We start from the raw sequence: 15,000 nt of genomic DNA, 5'->3' as shown, positions 1-15,000 counted from the left end.
GGCTGTTGGTGTCCGGTTTAAGTATGTAGGGAGTGTCCTTAGGCAAATCCGGGGACACAATCCTGAGATACGATGACGAGCTCCTACGGGAGCGAAGTGACTAATGCCCTGCTTCCAGGAAAATCCTCTAAGCTTCAGTTAACGCGGGACCGTACCCCAAACCGACACAGGTGGGCAGGGTGAGAATCCCAAGGCGCTTGAGAGAACTCGGGTGAAGGAACTAGGCAAAATGGTACCGTAACTTCGGGAGAAGGTACGCCTTGGCCGGTGATGGGACTTGCTCCCTGAGCTGGTCGAGGTCGCAGAGACCAGGCCGCTGCGACTGTTTATTAAAAACACAGCACTCTGCAAACTCGAAAGAGGACGTATAGGGTGTGACGCCTGCCCGGTGCCGGAAGGTTAATTGATGGGGTTAGCTTCGGCGAAGCCCTTGATCGAAGCCCCGGTAAACGGCGGCCGTAACTATAACGGTCCTAAGGTAGCGAAATTCCTTGTCGGGTAAGTTCCGACCTGCACGAATGGCGTAACGATGGCGGCGCTGTCTCCACCCGAGACTCAGTGAAATTGAAATCGCAGTGAAGATGCTGTGTACCCGCGGCTAGACGGAAAGACCCCGTGAACCTTTACTACAGCTTCACACTGAACTTTGAACTTGTTTGTGTAGGATAGGTGGGAGGCTTTGAAGCTGGGACGCCAGTCTCAGTGGAGCCAACCTTGAAATACCACCCTGGCAATTTTGAAGTTCTAACCCAGGCCTGTTATCCAGGTCGGGGACCGTGTGTGGTGGGTAGTTTGACTGGGGCGGTCTCCTCCCAAAGAGTAACGGAGGAGTGCGAAGGTACCCTCAGCGCGGTCGGAAATCGCGCGACGAGTGCAAAGGCATAAGGGTGCTTAACTGCGAGACAGACACGTCGAGCAGGTGCGAAAGCAGGTCTTAGTGATCCGGTGGTTCTGTATGGAAGGGCCATCGCTCAACGGATAAAAGGTACTCCGGGGATAACAGGCTGATACTGCCCAAGAGTCCATATCGACGGCAGTGTTTGGCACCTCGATGTCGGCTCATCACATCCTGGGGCTGAAGCAGGTCCCAAGGGTATGGCTGTTCGCCATTTAAAGTGGTACGCGAGCTGGGTTTAGAACGTCGTGAGACAGTTCGGTCCCTATCTGCCGTGGGCGTCGGAGATTTGACAGGATCTGTCCTTAGTACGAGAGGACCGGGATGGACGCACCTCTGGTGTTCCGGTTGTCACGCCAGTGGCATTGCCGGGTAGCTATGTGCGGAAGGGATAACCGCTGAAAGCATCTAAGCGGGAAACCCACCTGAAGATTAGATCTCCCTGGACCCTCGAGGTCCCTAAAGGGCCGTTGAAGACTACAACGTTGATAGGCTGGGTGTGGAAGCGCGGTAACGCGTGCAGCTAACCAGTACTAATTGCCCGTGCGGCTTGACCATATAACACCCAAGGTGTTGATGGTTGGTCTCGTCTGACACATCACTGTTGTACACATCACCTAGAATGCATTCCGAATTCAGATGACGCAGCGCACGCGCTGGGTGATCTGGCCAGTTTGTCTGGCGGCAATAGCGAGTAGGAACCACCCGATCCCATCCCGAACTCGGAAGTGAAACTGCTCTGCGCCGATGGTAGTGTGGGGCCTCCCCATGTGAGAGTAGGTCACCGCCAGGCATTAATCCGAAGCCCGGTTCCCAATATGGGGGCCGGGCTTTTTTTATGGCTGACACGGCAGGCATGATGCTGAGGTGCGTTGTGCGCGGCGACTAGAGACGGTTTTAAGAGATGGCTCGAGGCAAGAAGCGGACAGACGGTGGTTTGGTGACGGTCGGGTTGGTGCTGATCGGGATCGGAGCCTACGCGGTTCTCGGAGGCGAGGTGGCGTTTACTCCGATTGCGCCCCGTGAAGGTTCAGGGTTTGGCGGGCCGGTCGCGACCATTATCGGGCTCGCCTTCATCGCGGGTGGGGTGTATTTCCTGCGGGAGTCGCGCCGTTAGCAATTGGACTGCATTGACGTGCTCTGATAGCGAACAAGTGCTCTTCAGCGGATGCAGCGCCAGTCGAACCCGTGGTCCTGGGAAGCGATCGCGATCTCGTCGCGACTGGCGCCGACCCCCTCGCACAGGGCCTGTTCAGCCAGTTCGGGGCGGTTGTTGTCGCTCGAAAGGTGCATGCCGATCAGGTGTTCCAGCTGGGATGTGTCGGCGCGTTGAAGAAGGCGGGTCGCGTCGCGGTTGGGCAAATGTCCGTACCCGTCAGCAATGCGTCGCTTGAGCTTGGGAGGGTAACGTCCGGACGCGAGCATCTCCGGGCAGTGGTTGCATTCAAGAAGGAGGCCCTGGGCGCCGGAGGCCGTCTCGATCATGTGGGGCGAGATGTGGCCGGCATCGGTCATCAGGACGAGGCGCGACGCGCCGTCGGAAAAGGCGAACTGGGTCGGTTCGCGGGCGTCATGCGGGACTGTATAGGGGATGACCAGGGCGTCGTCCAGCTCGACTGGGAGGTCCGGCTGGATCTCTTCGAGGTGTGCAAATGCGCTGTCGCGTGCCGCCAGTCGGGTCCCGACTGAGGCGTAGACGCGCAGGCCATAACGGCGCGAGAGGGCCGGCGCGGACCCCAGGTGGTCGCCGTGTTCGTGGGTCACGAACACCCCATGGAGATCGGTGGCCGCGAGCCCCTGACGTGCGAGGCGCCGCTCGATCTCCTGTACGGAAAATCCGCAGTCCACCAGCAGGCGGGTCGAGCCGATCTCGACCACGAGCGCGTTGCCGCCACTCCCGCTGCCAAGTGAACAAAATCGGATCACGCACTGCTCCGAAGGTGAATGCAGGGTAGACGTGTGGACCACCCGGGCACGCTGTCAGGCTTAGGCGCCACGGGGGAGCAGGTTGCTTCGCCCCGGCGCTGCTTCTTCGCTGGAGTGGCCCCGGGCTCCGGGTGGCTTACCGCTGCATCTGAGTCTGAATCCGCTCCAGCACGAACTCGGCGTCGCGATCGCTCAGGCGGTCGCCTTCAATGTCGCGAGCCTCGATCAAGAGGTCGCCATCGCCCCGATCCTCCAACCGGACCTGGTAGCGCTCGTTTTCCCTGCGATCTCCACCGCGACCGAAGATGCGGCCGAAGAAACCGGGCTCGTCGCGGTCGCCGGTCATGTCGGGACGGTAGGTGACCTCGTAGATGCCGGCCTGGCGGTCCTGTTCATCCACCAGCAATCCGGCGCGGTCCAGGAAGGTGCCAAGTTGGCGCCAGACCCGTTCATATTCACCGCCCAGGAGCAGGGCGGGCGAACCATCATGCTCCGTCATCTGCAGTTCGGTCGGGCGGTCGACGAGGGTCTCGGCAACCCGTGCGCCCCCTTCACCCGGATCGCCGGTGGTGAGGTAAACGAGCAGCCGGTTCAGCATCTCGGCTTCGAGCTCCGGGTCCGAGGGGCGCATGGCCCAGCGCCAGGACTGGCCCTCGGCCTGCTCTTCGGCACCTCGATGGGTGATGTAGATTTCCGACTGTCCGTTCACGCGCTCGACGCGCATCCGGTACTGGTCGCGGGTGTTGGCGTCGTATACGTTGCCAAGGGCGCGGGCGAAGATGTTCTGCGTGCCGCGCAGCGGGATGCCGGCTCGGTCTTCGGCCCACTCGGTCTGCATCACGCCCACTTGGGGTTCGTTGCGTTCCAGGCGGAGGTTCTGGCTGTCCCAGAAGGCGACCAGTCGATCCCAGATCTCGCCGGGATCGCCGTCAACCTGGAGCCAGCGCGTGCCTCCGTCGCGCATGAGCTGCACCTCGGCGGACTCCGGGAGTACCTGGGCGGTGCGGGTCGGGGCGCCGGGCTGGGCCTGCGCGGGTTGTTGCTGGCGCTGGGCGGTGTCCTGCTGCATGTCGCGGGCACTGATGCGGCCGCCCGGGTCATCGGGCAGGCGGTAGGCCCGCTCGGTGTCTGGCGCGATCAGATCCGGCGGGACTTCGAGGTCCTCCATCTGCCGGCTCATTTCGTATTCCGGGCCGGACTGGCGATCACCACCCCAGCCTCCGCAACCAGCGACGGCGAGACCCGTGGCGATCGCGAGGGTGGCGCGCGTGGCGGAGTGATAGGGCTTGAAAGGCAATTTCATGATCGGACTCAGACCTCAATGCCGGCTTGGCGCATCGCGTCCAGTACCGGTGCATGGAACGGTTCGGAAAGGGGTGTCAGGGGCAGGCGAATACCTTCCTCTATCATCCCCATGCGCTGCAAGGCCCATTTTACGGGGATGGGATTGGCTTCGAGGAACAAGGCCGAATGCAGACCATCCAGCTGGCGATTGATTTCGCGGGCTTCGTCCGCGCGTCCCTCGCGCACGGCGCGGCACATGCGGGCCATTAGCGCCGGGGCGACGTTCGCGGTCACCGAGATGACCCCTTGTCCCCCGGCCAGCAAAAAGGCCAGCCCATTCGCATCTTCGCCACTGAACAGGTCGAAGCGGCCGCCCACGCGCTGGACAAGCTCGGCGGTGCGCTCGTTATTGCCCGTGGCCTCCTTGAGGCCGACGATGTTCGGGATTTCGGCCAGGCGTTCGACTGTCTCGGGGAGCATGTCGACGGCCGTGCGCCCCGGAACGTTATAGAGGATCTGCGGGATATCCACGGCCTCGGCGATGGCCTTGTGGTGCAGATACAGGCCCTCCTGCGTGGGCTTGTTGTAGTACGGGGATACCAGCAGGCAGGCATCGGCGCCGGCTTCGCGGGCACAGCGCGTGAGCGCGATCGCCTCGCGCGTGGAGTTTGCGCCGGTGCCGGCGATCACCGGCAGACGCCCGCCCACGGTCTTGACCGTATGGGCAATCGCTTCACAGTGTTCGTCGAAATCGAGGGTGGCGGATTCGCCGGTAGTACCGACCGCTACGATGGCGTCGGTTCCGGCCTCGATGTGGAATTCGAGGAGCCGATCAAGCGCCGGCCAGTCGAGACTGCCGTCCGCGTGCATCGGGGTCGCCAGTGCGACCATGCTGCCTTGAAACATCGACTCCTCCAGCGACGGTAATGGTGCAGTCTAACGGGCGCGCGACAAGGCGTTCAAGAAGCCGTGCGCAGACCCCGTCTGGATGGCGCCCGGACCGTTGGCGCCACCCAGGCGAGGTGGTATGTTCCCAGCCATCATGCCAGTGGATGCATCCAACCCGTCCAGCATTGCCTCAGGCCAGTGGCCGCCCGGCTGCGCTCTGCGCTCCAGGGGCCGGCATGGCTGAGGTCGTCGGGGCCGGCTCGCACACCCATCTGATCCTGAATCTGATCGGACCCGACCAGCCTGGCCTGGTGGCCGGCGTTACGCGTGTCATCGTCGATACAGGCTGCAACCTGGAGTCCAGCCGCATTACGACCCTGGACGGCTATTGCTGCATGGCGCTGAGCGCCAGCGGCAACTGGAAGACCCTCGCCACGCTGGAATCCCGCCTGGAACGGCTGGAGGCCGAGCTGGATCTCGCGATCACCGTGCGCCGTGGGCCGCTGGATGAATCCAGCCAGCCCGCGATGGCCTATGCGGTGGACGTGGTCGCGCTGGACGCCCCGGGGCTGGTCAATGCCCTGGCCGATTTCTTCACCAGCCGTGGTGTGAACCTGCGTGACGTACAGACGCGCGTCTACACCGCTCAGCACACGGGCGCGCGCATGTTCGCCGCCAACATGGTGGTGGACATCCCGGCGGGACAGCACCTGGCCAGCCTGCGCGGCGAATTCATGGATTTTTGCGACGAACTGAACCTGGACGGCGTGCTGGATCCGATCAAGGCCTGATTCCGATCCGGCGCCGTCCGGCCCCACCACGACACGGAGTGACACCTAATGACGATCGCCATTGACCAGACCGTTCCCGAAGACCTTCGCGTGCCCGCCACCGGCGAGCAGACCCTGGGCCCGGGTGATTTTCGCGGCAAGATCGTGGTGCTCTATTTCTACCCGAAGGACAGCACGCCGGGCTGCACCAACGAGAGCCGCGACTTTGCGGCCAACAAGGCCGCGTTCGACGCCACCGGCGCGGTCATCCTCGGGGTCTCGCGCGACAGCGTGAAGAGCCACGAGAACTTCCGCGCCAAGCAGGAGCTGCCGTTCGACCTGCTGAGCGACGCCGACGAGCAGTTGTGCGAGGCGTTCGACGTGATCAAGATGAAGAACATGTACGGCAAGCAGGTGCGCGGCATCGAGCGCTCCACCTTCTTGATCGACGAGCAGGGTGTGCTGCGCCGGGAATGGCGCAAGGTCAAAGTGCCGGGGCATGTGGACGAGGTCCTGGCCGCGGTACGCGAGATGGCCGGCCAGTGAGGCGCCCCGCGAATTCTTCGAGAGTACTGGCAGTAGACGTTCGCCCCATTTGTTTTCGACTCACCCCGGCCGCGGAGGCGCCATGAGCGAAACACCGGAGGACCCGAAACGCCTGTTTGTCCTGGACACCAATGTCCTGATGCATGACCCCACTGCGCTGTTCCGCTTCAAGGAACACGACATCTTCCTGCCCATGGTCGTGCTCGAGGAACTCGACCGTGGCAAGAAGGGGGTCTCCGAGGTCGCGCGCAACGTGCGCCAGGTCTCGCGCTTTATCGACGAATTGATGAGTGGCGCGACCCACGAGCAGATTGCCGCCGGGTTACCGCTACAGGCCGAATCGCTCAGCGAGTCTACGCTTGCACCCTCCGGGCGGCTGTTTTTTCAGACCCGCAATCTGACCTCGCGCCTGCCGGACTCGCTGCCCGGCTCGACCCCGGACAACGACATCCTGGCCACCGCCCAGGCACTCAAGACGGAGTGGTCGGACCTCCCGGTCACCCTGGTCTCCAAGGACATCAATCTGCGCATCAAGGCGGCGGTGATCGGCCTGCACGCGGAGGACTACTACAACGACCAGGTCCTGGACGACGTCAGCCTGCTGTTCTCCGGCATGACCGAACTGCCGGCGGATTTCTGGGAGACCCACGGGACCAAGATGGATTCCTGGCAGGAGTCCGGCCGGACCTACTACCGGGTCACCGGGCCCCTGGTCAGCGAGTGGCAGCCCAACCAGTTCGTCTACCGCGAGGGGGAGAATCCGTTGTCCGCGATCGTGCTGGAGATCGACCAGCCGAACGAGTCCGCAGTGATCGAGCTGGTGGACGACTATATGACCCCGCGCCACAGCGTCTGGGGCATCAATGCCCGCAATCGCGAGCAGAACTACGCCCTGAACCTGTTGATGGACCCGGAGGTGGATTTCGTCTCCCTGCTGGGGGCTGCCGGTACCGGCAAGACCCTGCTGGCGCTGGCCGCGGGGCTTGCGCAGACGCTGGAGGACAACACCTACAAGGAGATCATCATGACCCGGGTCACGGTCCCGGTGGGCGAGGACATCGGCTTCCTGCCCGGGACCGAGGAGGAAAAGATGACCCCGTGGATGGGCGCGCTGATGGACAACCTCGAGGTCCTGGCCAAGTCCGAGGGCGCGGGCGACTGGGGCCGGGCAGCTACGAACGACGTGCTGACCAGCCGTATCAAGATTCGCTCGCTGAACTTCATGCGCGGGCGGACCTTCCTGAGCCGCTACATCATCCTGGACGAGGCGCAGAACCTGACCTCCAAGCAGATGAAGACCCTGGTTACCCGCGCGGGGCCCGGCACCAAGGTGGTGGCGCTGGGCAACATCGCACAGATCGACACCCCGTACCTGACCGAGACCTCGTCCGGCCTGACCTACGTGGTGGACCGCTTCCGCAACTGGACCCACAGCGGGCACATCACACTGACCCGCGGCGAGCGCTCGCGGCTGGCGGACTATGCCTCGAATCATTTGTAGACGGCGGGTAAGGCACGCCTGGGGGCGGCAACGGAGCGGGAAACGGGCACCGTCATTGCGAGGCCCCGCAGGGGCCGCGGCAACCTCCGGAAGCTGGTGGTGAGCCAGCTATGGAAGCGGATGGTTCCGGACGGAGTTCGCCACGTCGCTTCGCTCCTCGCGATGACGGTGCTTGTGGCGGGGCGTGGGGGTGGTGAAGCGAGGGAGGCTTAGCCGTCCTCGCTGTAGCGTACGCAGGCGCGGTCGGTCTCCCACAGGGTCAGCGCGTGCATGCGCAGGCCCGGGCGGTTCAGGCGCTCCGCCATCTGGCGGAAGAACCACTGTGCGATGTGCTCGGCGGTCGGGTTGACCGTGTCGAACGGCGGGACGTCGTTCAGATAGCGGTGGTCCAGCTGCCCGGCGATCTCGCGCGCGGCGGTCTTGACCACCTTGAAGTCCACTGCCATGCCGGCGTCATCCAGCGTCTCGGCCTGAACCTCGGCCTCTACCTTCCAGTTGTGTCCATGCATGTTCGCGCACTGCCCCGGGTAATCGCGCAGGGTATGCGCGGAGGCAAAGTCGGTCAGGACGCGGAGGGTGTAACGGGCGCTCATGGGTCGATTCCGGCAGGCGACGCTGGTGGTCGCGGGGTAAAAATCAGCCCGCGAAGCCTATCCGGCCGCCGGCGTCCGCGCAATTCTCCTGCCCGCAGGCGTGGCGAATCGCGGCCAGCACGCCCTCGGTGTCGAGGCCGCAGTCGGCCAGGATCTGTTCGCGCGAGCCATGTTCGGTGAAAACGTCCGGGATGCCCAGTACCTGGCAGGGCAGGGTCAGGCCCTCGGCGGAGAGCCATTCCAGCACCGCGCTGCCGGCGCCACCGGCGCGGGCATGATCCTCGAGCGTCACGAAGCCTTCATGGCGGGCGGCCAGCCGCGCCAGCAGTTCGGTGTCGAGCGGCTTGATGAAACGCATGTTCACCACGGTGGCGTCCAGCGCCTCGCCCGCGGCCAGGGCGGTCTCCAGCAGCGCGCCGAAGCTGAGGATCGCCAGGCCTCGGCCCTCGCGTACGACCTCGGCGCGTCCGACAGGCAGGGTCTCCAGGTCCTCGCTGCCCCCTTCCGGCAGGACGCCGGGGCCGCCCCCGCGTGGATAGCGCACCGCCGCCGGGCCCTCGTAGGCGTAGCCAGTGGACAGCATCTGGCGGCACTCGTGCTCGTTGGATGGGGCCATCAGCAGCATATTGGGGACGCTGCGCAGCAGCGCGGTATCGAACGTGCCGGCATGCGTCGGGCCATCGGCGCCGACGATCCCCGCGCGGTCCACCGCGAACAGCACCGGGAGGTTCTGCAGGGCGACGTCGTGGATCACCTGGTCCATCGCCCGCTGCAGGAAGGTCGAGTAGATCGCGACCACAGGCTTCTGCCCCTCGCAGGCCATGCCGGCGGCCAGCGTGACCGCGTGCTGCTCGGCGATGCCGACATCGAAGTAGCGCTCGGGGAACTGCTCGGAGAAGGCCACCAGCCCGGAGCCCTCGCGCATCGCCGGGGTGATGCCCAGCAGGCGGTCGTCGGCCGTGGCCTGATCGCACAGCCACTGGCTGAAGATGTCGGTATACGCGGGCGGCTTCGGCCCGGAGGGCGTCAGCCCGTTCTCCGGCTCGAACTTGGAGACCCCGTGGTAGCGGCAGGGGTCCTCTTCGGCCGGGGCATAGCCCTGTCCCTTGCGTGTGACCACATGCAGCAGTTGCGGACCGTGACCGCCGCGCAGGTTCTTCAGGATCGATACCAGGCCGTTCACGTCATGGCCGTCCACCGGCCCGAAGTAGCGAAAGCCCAGTTCCTCGAACAGCGTGCCCGGCACCAGCATGCCCTTCATGTGCTCCTCGGCTCGCTCGGCAAAGGCCTTCATCGGCGGGACGAACTCCAGCATGCGTTTGGAGCCCTCGCGCACCGAGCTGTACAGCCGCCCGGACAGCAGCCGGGTGAAGTACTGGTTCATCGCGCCGACGTTCGGCGAGATCGACATGTCGTTGTCGTTCAGGATGACCAGCAGATTACAGTCGAGATCGCCGATGTGGTTGAGCGCCTCGAAGGCCATGCCGGCGGTCATCGCCCCGTCGCCGATAACCGCCACATGGCGGCGGTCAAGTCCTGCGTGCTTGGCGGCGAGGGCCATGCCGGCGGCGGCACTGATCGAGGTGCTGGAATGCCCGGCCCCGAAGGCGTCGTACTCGCTCTCGGCGCGTTTGGGGAAGCCGGCCAGCCCGCCGTACTGGCGCAGGCTGGCCATCCCGGTGCGCCGGCCGGTCAGGATCTTGTGGGCATAGGCCTGATGCCCTACATCCCAGACGATGCGGTCGTCCGGGGTATTGAACGCGTAGTGCAGCGCGACCGCCAACTCCACGGTGCCCAGGTTCGCGGCCAGATGGCCGCCGGTGCGCGAGACGCTCTCGATCAGAAACTGGCGCAATTCGCCGGCCAGCCCCGGCAGTTCCGAGGCCGGGTGCGCCCGCAGGTCGGCGGGCCATTCGATTGCATCCAGCAGGGGGGTGGGGGTCATGGGCAGGCCGTGTCAGTTCATGCGGTCGACGATGTACCGCGCGAGGAAGCGAAGCAAGTCCGCCTCCTGGCCAAAGGGTTGCAGCTCGTCCAGCGCCTCGTCGACCAGGGCCACTGCGCGTTCGCGCGAGGCCTCCAGGCCCTGCAGCGAGGGGAAGGTCGCCTTGTCCAGGCGGGCATCCGCCCCGCAGGCCTTGCCGAGCACCTCCGGATCACCCTCCACGTCGAGCACGTCATCGCGGATCTGGAACGCCAGGCCAATGCATTCGGCGTAGCGGGTCAGGTGGCCAAGGGTGTCCTCCGAGGCGCCACCGGCGATTGCGCCCAGGCGCACCGACACGCGGATCAGGGCGCCGGTCTTGAGCCGGTGCATGCGCTCCAGTTCCGCCAGATCGATCGGCTTGCCGCAGGCGCCGAGGTCGATGGCCTGGCCGCCGGCCATGCCGTGCAGGCCCGCTGCGTGGGCGAGCTCGGCCAGGGCATTCAGGCCGGCTGTGCCGGGCAGGGTGCGGACGCCGGCGGTCATGATCTCGAAGGCGCGGGCCTGCAACGCATCCCCGGCGAGGATCGCGGTGGCCTCGTCGAAGGCACGGTGGCAGGTGGGCCTGCCACGGCGCAGGTCGTCGTTGTCCATCGCCGGCAGGTCGTCGTGGATCAGCGAGTAGACATGGACCATCTCCACGGCCGCCGCCATCGCATCGAGCGCGTCATCGGGGGCGTTACAGGTGGCCCCGGCCGCGTATACCAGGACTGGGCGCAGGCGCTTGCCACCGGAGAGCGTGGCATAGCGCATGGCCTCGATTAGTCGCGGGTCCGGGGAAGAGTCGGCCGCGAGCCGCTGGTCGAGTACGGTCTCGATACGACGCTGATAGGCCTTCAGCGCCTCGGATGGATCTGGAATGCTCAAGGCCGGGTCCTAGAATGGGACGTCGTCGGGATCGGTGGGGGTGTCCGGTGCGCTCCCGGACGCGGCACCCTCCGCAGAAGGCTCGCTGGCGAGTTTCTCGATGCGTGCCTGGGCGTCGTCCAGCGCCTTCTGACAGCGGCCGACCAGTTCCATGCCGCGCTGGAATTCCTCCAACGACTGTTCCAGGCCCAGTTCGCCGGACTCCATCCGTGCCACCAGGGCCTCCAGGGCCTCCAGGCTGGCTTCGAACTCGGCGGGGCTGTCGGTGGATGTGTCGGTCATGGTGTCGGATTACGTGTTGGGTTCTTATTGGATCGCGGGGGCTAAAAGGTGAGAAAGTATCCGATCCGCCGCGGCGAGGAAAGAAGCCGGGCGGCCGGGGGCTTGAGTTTCGTGACCGTGCCCCCACGGTCAGCGGGGCAATCGGTTGACATGCGACCGGGTGCTAACTAGAGTTTCGAAGTGTTTTAGACAAAGTCTAAATGCCCGATCCGCACAACGGCCGTACCGGTGTGTGGATCCTAACCAGCAAGAGGAGAGACCCATGGAACTGAAAGGTAGCAAGACCGAAGAAGCCCTCAAGGAGGCCTTTGCCGGCGAATCGATGGCCAACCGTCGTTACCTGTACTTCGCTTCCAAGGCGGACGTGGAAGGCTACAACGACGTCGCGACCGTGTTCCGTTCCACCGCCGAAGGTGAAACCGGCCACGCCCACGGTCACCTCGAGTACCTCGAGAGCTGCGGCGACCCGGCCACCGGCCTGGAATTCGGCCCCACCGCCGCGAACCTGAAGACCGCCGTTGCCGGTGAGACCCACGAGTACACCGACATGTACCCGGGCATGGCCAAGACCGCCCGCGACGAAGGCTTCGACGAAGTCGCCGACTGGTTCGAGACCCTGGCCAAGGCGGAGCGTTCCCACGCCAACCGCTTCCAGAAGGCCCTGGACCAGCTGGACGACTGATTGTCCGGTAGTAACGGAAGCACGCGGGGCCGCTACGCCGGCCCCGTTTTCCGGGAGGTACGGAACAGCCTGTGAAGTCAGCCCTGCGGCTGCGTTCGCATGTTGTTCCGTGTTTCCCTCGAAGCATCGTCACTGATACGGATACCGGAGGGATGCATGTCTGCGCCGACGCACCAACGTGAAGGAAGTCTGGAAGCCCCGACCCGCCATCCGCTGGACTGGAAGAATCCCGAGTTCTACAACGAGGAATCGTTGTTCGCCGAGCTGGAGCGGGTCTACGACATCTGTCATGGCTGCCGGCGCTGCGTCAGCCTCTGCAACTCCTTCCCCACGCTGTTCGACCTGGTCGACGAATCCGAGACCATGGAGGTCGACGGCGTTGATCGGAAGGACTACTGGAAGGTGGTGGATCACTGCTACCTGTGTGATCTGTGCTACCTGACCAAGTGCCCCTACGTGCCCCCGCATGAATGGAACGTCGACTTCCCGCACCTGATGCTGCGTGCCAAGGCCGTGCGTTTCCAGAAAGAGGGAGCGAAGGCCGCGCACAAGTTCATGTCCAGCACCGATACCGTCGGCAAGTTGGCGGGCATCCCGGTGGTTGCCGGCGTAGTCAACGCCGCGAACAAGACCGGCGCGATGCGCAAGGTGCTGGACAAGACTATGGGCGTGCACCCGGATGCCCCGGTCCCTGAATACCACTCGAGCAAGGGTCGCTCGCGCATGGCGAAGGTTGCCAAGGGAGTGAGCAACCCCGAGCCGGCCGGTGCCACCCAGGGCAAGGTAGCGCTCTACGCCACCTGCTACGGCAACTACAACGAGCTGCACCTGGTCGAGGACCTGGTCAAGGTCTTCGAGCACAACGGCATCGAGGTCACCCTGGTCGAGAAGGAGCAATGCTGCGGCATGCCCAAGCTCGAGTTGGGCGACCTGAAGGCCGTCGAGTCCGCGAAGGATGCGAACATCCCGGCGATGAAGCGCATGATCGACCAAGGCTACGACATTGTCGCGCCAGTCCCGTCCTGCGTGCTGATGTACAAGCAGGAACTGCCGCTGATGTTCCCGGACGAGCCCGATGTCGCCGCTGTACGCGATCGTATCTTCGACCCGTTCGAGTACCTGATGGAGCGCCACAAGGAAGGCAAGCTGAACACCGACTTCCCCGAGAAGCTCGGCAAGATCGCCTACCACGCGGCCTGCCACCTGCGGGTGCAGAACATGGGGCTCAAGACTCGCGACCTGCTGAAGCTTGTGCCGAATACCGAGATCGACGTGATCGAACGCTGCTCCGGGCACGACGGTACCTATGGCGTGAAGAGCGAGTTCTACGAGACTGCGGCCAAGATCTGTCGTCCGGTGGTGAACCGGGTGCAGAAGGCCGAGTCCGATCACTACTCGAGTGACTGCCCGATGGCCGGGCACATGATCGAGAACGGACTGCAGGGCAAGGGCGAGGACAAGGCGCCCGAACACCCGCTGACCCTGCTGCGCCAGGCCTACGGGCTGTAGCGCCGGGTATCGGTTACCAGAACACGACGTACGCCCGCCGAGGCGCCGCGGATGGAGACACGAAATGGCCAGTGACAGCTACCACGAACCCGTCGAGGAACTGAGCGACGAGTCGCGCGAGATGCATCGCGCCATCGTCTCGCTGATGGAAGAGCTCGAGGCGGTGGACTGGTATCAGCAGCGCATCGATGCCTGCAAGAACGAGGAACTCAAGGCAATCCTCGCGCACAACCGCGACGAAGAGATCGAACACGCGGCAATGGTGCTGGAGTGGATCCGTCGCCATAACCCGGTGTTCGACCACGAACTGAAAGACAACCTCTGGTCCGACAAGGACTACACGAAGAAGGGACACCACGACCACTGAGGGGTCCCGCGGACCAGTCCGACGTGACGGAGGTATCGAGATGGAGGCAAGTGTGGACAAGCTGAGTCGAAACGACCTGTATTCGCTGGAGAAGTACCACGAGGTGCGGCCCCAGTTTCGCAACGAGGTCATGCAGCACAAGCGCAATCGCGTGGTGCAGGTGGGCCCGGCCGTGACCCTGCACTTCGAGGATCGCAAGACCATGCAGTACCAGATCCAGGAGATGCTGCGGGTCGAAAAGATCTTCGATGCCGAAGGCATCCAGGACGAGCTGGACGCCTACAATCCGCTGATCCCGGACGGTTCCAACTGGAAGGCGACCATGATGGTCGAATACCCGGACGTGGACGAGCGCAAGGTGCAGCTGTCCAAGCTGATCGGGATCGAGCGCAAGACCTACGTTCAGGTCGAAGGCCACGACAAGGTCTACCCGATCGCGAACGAGGACCTGGATCGGGAGACCGACGACAAGACCTCGTCGGTCCACTTCCTGCGCTTCGAGCTGACCCCGGAGATGGTCTCCGCCGCGAAATCCGGTGCGGCCATTGCCATCGGGGTGGAGCACGAGAACTACAGCCACCGGCTGGACGCCGTCGCCGAGGGTGCGCGCGAATCGCTCGCATCCGACCTCGACGCCGTCAACTGACGCGGCCTTTTTGCCCGCTTCACCAAAGGCGCCTCCGGGCGCCTTTTTCGTTTCCGACTTACGTTGTGGCTGTTCAGGCTGGCCCTGGTTCGGCATCCGGTGTTTACGGTGCCTTCGTCCGGCCGCCAGCCTGCGCTGTCTCGGCAGCGCACCCCGAGGTACTTTCTTGCTTGCCCAAGAAAGTACCCAAAGAAGGGCACCCGGATTCCGCCCGGGGACCTTGCTCCAGGGCCCTCGGGCCGGCGGCGCTGAAACTCGCT

Annotated in this window: 15 protein-coding genes and 2 rRNA genes (1 of these 17 only partly in view); 10 read left to right on the top strand and 7 right to left on the bottom strand. The window is 64.3% G+C overall.

Annotated features, from left to right (window positions below):
* The 3 genes from G015_RS0100085 to G015_RS0100075 all read left to right on the top strand — a co-directional run.
* Positions 1-1,453, top strand: a 23S ribosomal RNA gene (locus G015_RS0100085) (it extends 1,427 nt beyond the left edge of the window).
* A gap of 119 nt (positions 1,454-1,572) precedes the next feature.
* Positions 1,573-1,688: ribosomal RNA gene (gene rrf / locus G015_RS0100080) — 5S ribosomal RNA — on the top strand.
* Between the two features lie 111 nt (positions 1,689-1,799).
* Positions 1,800-2,012, top strand: coding sequence for a hypothetical protein (locus G015_RS0100075; RefSeq protein WP_018175380.1), 213 nt, complete (start codon positions 1,800-1,802; stop codon positions 2,010-2,012).
* 44 nt (positions 2,013-2,056) lie between these two features.
* Here G015_RS0100075 and G015_RS0100070 read toward each other — a convergent pair whose 3' ends face one another.
* The 3 genes from G015_RS0100070 to dapA form a co-directional block, all read right to left on the bottom strand.
* Positions 2,057-2,773 carry an MBL fold metallo-hydrolase gene (locus G015_RS0100070; protein ID WP_018994598.1) on the bottom strand — a complete coding sequence of 239 codons (717 nt, stop codon included), beginning with the start codon at positions 2,771-2,773 and terminating at the stop codon, positions 2,057-2,059.
* A 184-nt stretch (positions 2,774-2,957) separates the two neighbouring features.
* A complete protein-coding gene (gene bamC / locus G015_RS0100065; RefSeq protein ID WP_038038411.1) occupies positions 2,958-4,124 on the bottom strand; it encodes an outer membrane protein assembly factor BamC in 1,167 nt (388 codons plus the stop codon).
* Between the two features lie 8 nt (positions 4,125-4,132).
* A complete protein-coding gene (gene dapA / locus G015_RS0100060) occupies positions 4,133-5,011 on the bottom strand; it encodes a 4-hydroxy-tetrahydrodipicolinate synthase (protein ID WP_018993529.1) in 879 nt (292 codons plus the stop codon).
* A gap of 218 nt (positions 5,012-5,229) precedes the next feature.
* Between dapA and G015_RS0100055 the strand changes: the two genes are divergently transcribed.
* The 3 genes from G015_RS0100055 (at position 5,230) to G015_RS0100045 (ending at position 7,810) form a co-directional block, all read left to right on the top strand.
* Positions 5,230-5,784, top strand: a complete 555-nt coding sequence (locus tag G015_RS0100055) for a glycine cleavage system protein R (RefSeq protein ID WP_012981824.1) — start codon at positions 5,230-5,232, stop codon at positions 5,782-5,784.
* A gap of 48 nt (positions 5,785-5,832) precedes the next feature.
* Positions 5,833-6,309, top strand: coding sequence for a peroxiredoxin (locus G015_RS0100050; RefSeq protein WP_018137824.1), 477 nt, complete (start codon positions 5,833-5,835; stop codon positions 6,307-6,309).
* 82 nt (positions 6,310-6,391) lie between these two features.
* Positions 6,392-7,810 (top strand): PhoH family protein, encoded by a 1,419-nt coding sequence (locus G015_RS0100045; protein WP_018137823.1) that lies wholly within the window; start codon positions 6,392-6,394, stop codon positions 7,808-7,810.
* 209 nt (positions 7,811-8,019) lie between these two features.
* On the opposite strand, the gene queD is transcribed toward G015_RS0100045, so the two are convergent.
* The 4 genes from queD to G015_RS0100025 are packed head-to-tail and all read right to left on the bottom strand — an operon-like array spanning position 8,020 to position 11,536.
* Complete coding sequence (gene queD / locus G015_RS0100040) at positions 8,020-8,403, bottom strand: 6-carboxytetrahydropterin synthase QueD (protein WP_018137821.1); 384 nt, start codon at positions 8,401-8,403, stop codon at positions 8,020-8,022.
* A 43-nt stretch (positions 8,404-8,446) separates the two neighbouring features.
* Positions 8,447-10,348 carry a 1-deoxy-D-xylulose-5-phosphate synthase gene (gene dxs / locus G015_RS0100035; RefSeq protein WP_018175386.1) on the bottom strand — a complete coding sequence of 634 codons (1,902 nt, stop codon included), beginning with the start codon at positions 10,346-10,348 and terminating at the stop codon, positions 8,447-8,449.
* A 12-nt stretch (positions 10,349-10,360) separates the two neighbouring features.
* The gene (ispA, locus tag G015_RS0100030) at positions 10,361-11,254 is read right to left on the bottom strand and encodes a (2E,6E)-farnesyl diphosphate synthase (RefSeq protein WP_018137819.1); all 894 of its coding nucleotides are present in this window, start codon (positions 11,252-11,254) and stop codon (positions 10,361-10,363) included.
* 9 nt (positions 11,255-11,263) lie between these two features.
* Positions 11,264-11,536: an exodeoxyribonuclease VII small subunit gene (locus tag G015_RS0100025; RefSeq protein ID WP_018175387.1), complete on the bottom strand. Its 273-nt coding sequence runs from the start codon at positions 11,534-11,536 to the stop codon at positions 11,264-11,266.
* Between the two features lie 262 nt (positions 11,537-11,798).
* Between G015_RS0100025 and G015_RS0100020 the strand changes: the two genes are divergently transcribed.
* From G015_RS0100020 to G015_RS0100005, 4 genes are all read left to right on the top strand, one after another.
* On the top strand, positions 11,799-12,218 hold the full coding sequence (locus G015_RS0100020) for a rubrerythrin family protein (RefSeq protein ID WP_018137817.1): 420 nt from the start codon (positions 11,799-11,801) through the stop codon (positions 12,216-12,218).
* A 156-nt stretch (positions 12,219-12,374) separates the two neighbouring features.
* Positions 12,375-13,727: a heterodisulfide reductase-related iron-sulfur binding cluster gene (locus tag G015_RS0100015; protein WP_020145961.1), complete on the top strand. Its 1,353-nt coding sequence runs from the start codon at positions 12,375-12,377 to the stop codon at positions 13,725-13,727.
* 64 nt (positions 13,728-13,791) lie between these two features.
* Positions 13,792-14,094 (top strand): encapsulin-associated ferritin-like protein, encoded by a 303-nt coding sequence (locus G015_RS0100010; RefSeq protein ID WP_018175389.1) that lies wholly within the window; start codon positions 13,792-13,794, stop codon positions 14,092-14,094.
* A gap of 40 nt (positions 14,095-14,134) precedes the next feature.
* Positions 14,135-14,740 carry a DUF3501 family protein gene (locus tag G015_RS0100005; RefSeq protein ID WP_018137814.1) on the top strand — a complete coding sequence of 202 codons (606 nt, stop codon included), beginning with the start codon at positions 14,135-14,137 and terminating at the stop codon, positions 14,738-14,740.
* Positions 14,741-15,000 lie beyond the last annotated feature (260 nt).

Source organism: Thioalkalivibrio sp. ALJ15 (assembly GCF_000383695.1).
GTDB lineage: Bacteria > Pseudomonadota > Gammaproteobacteria > Ectothiorhodospirales > Ectothiorhodospiraceae > Thioalkalivibrio.
Note: the sequence above shows the minus strand (reverse complement) of the source record. Positions and strands in the feature narration are given on the sequence as shown.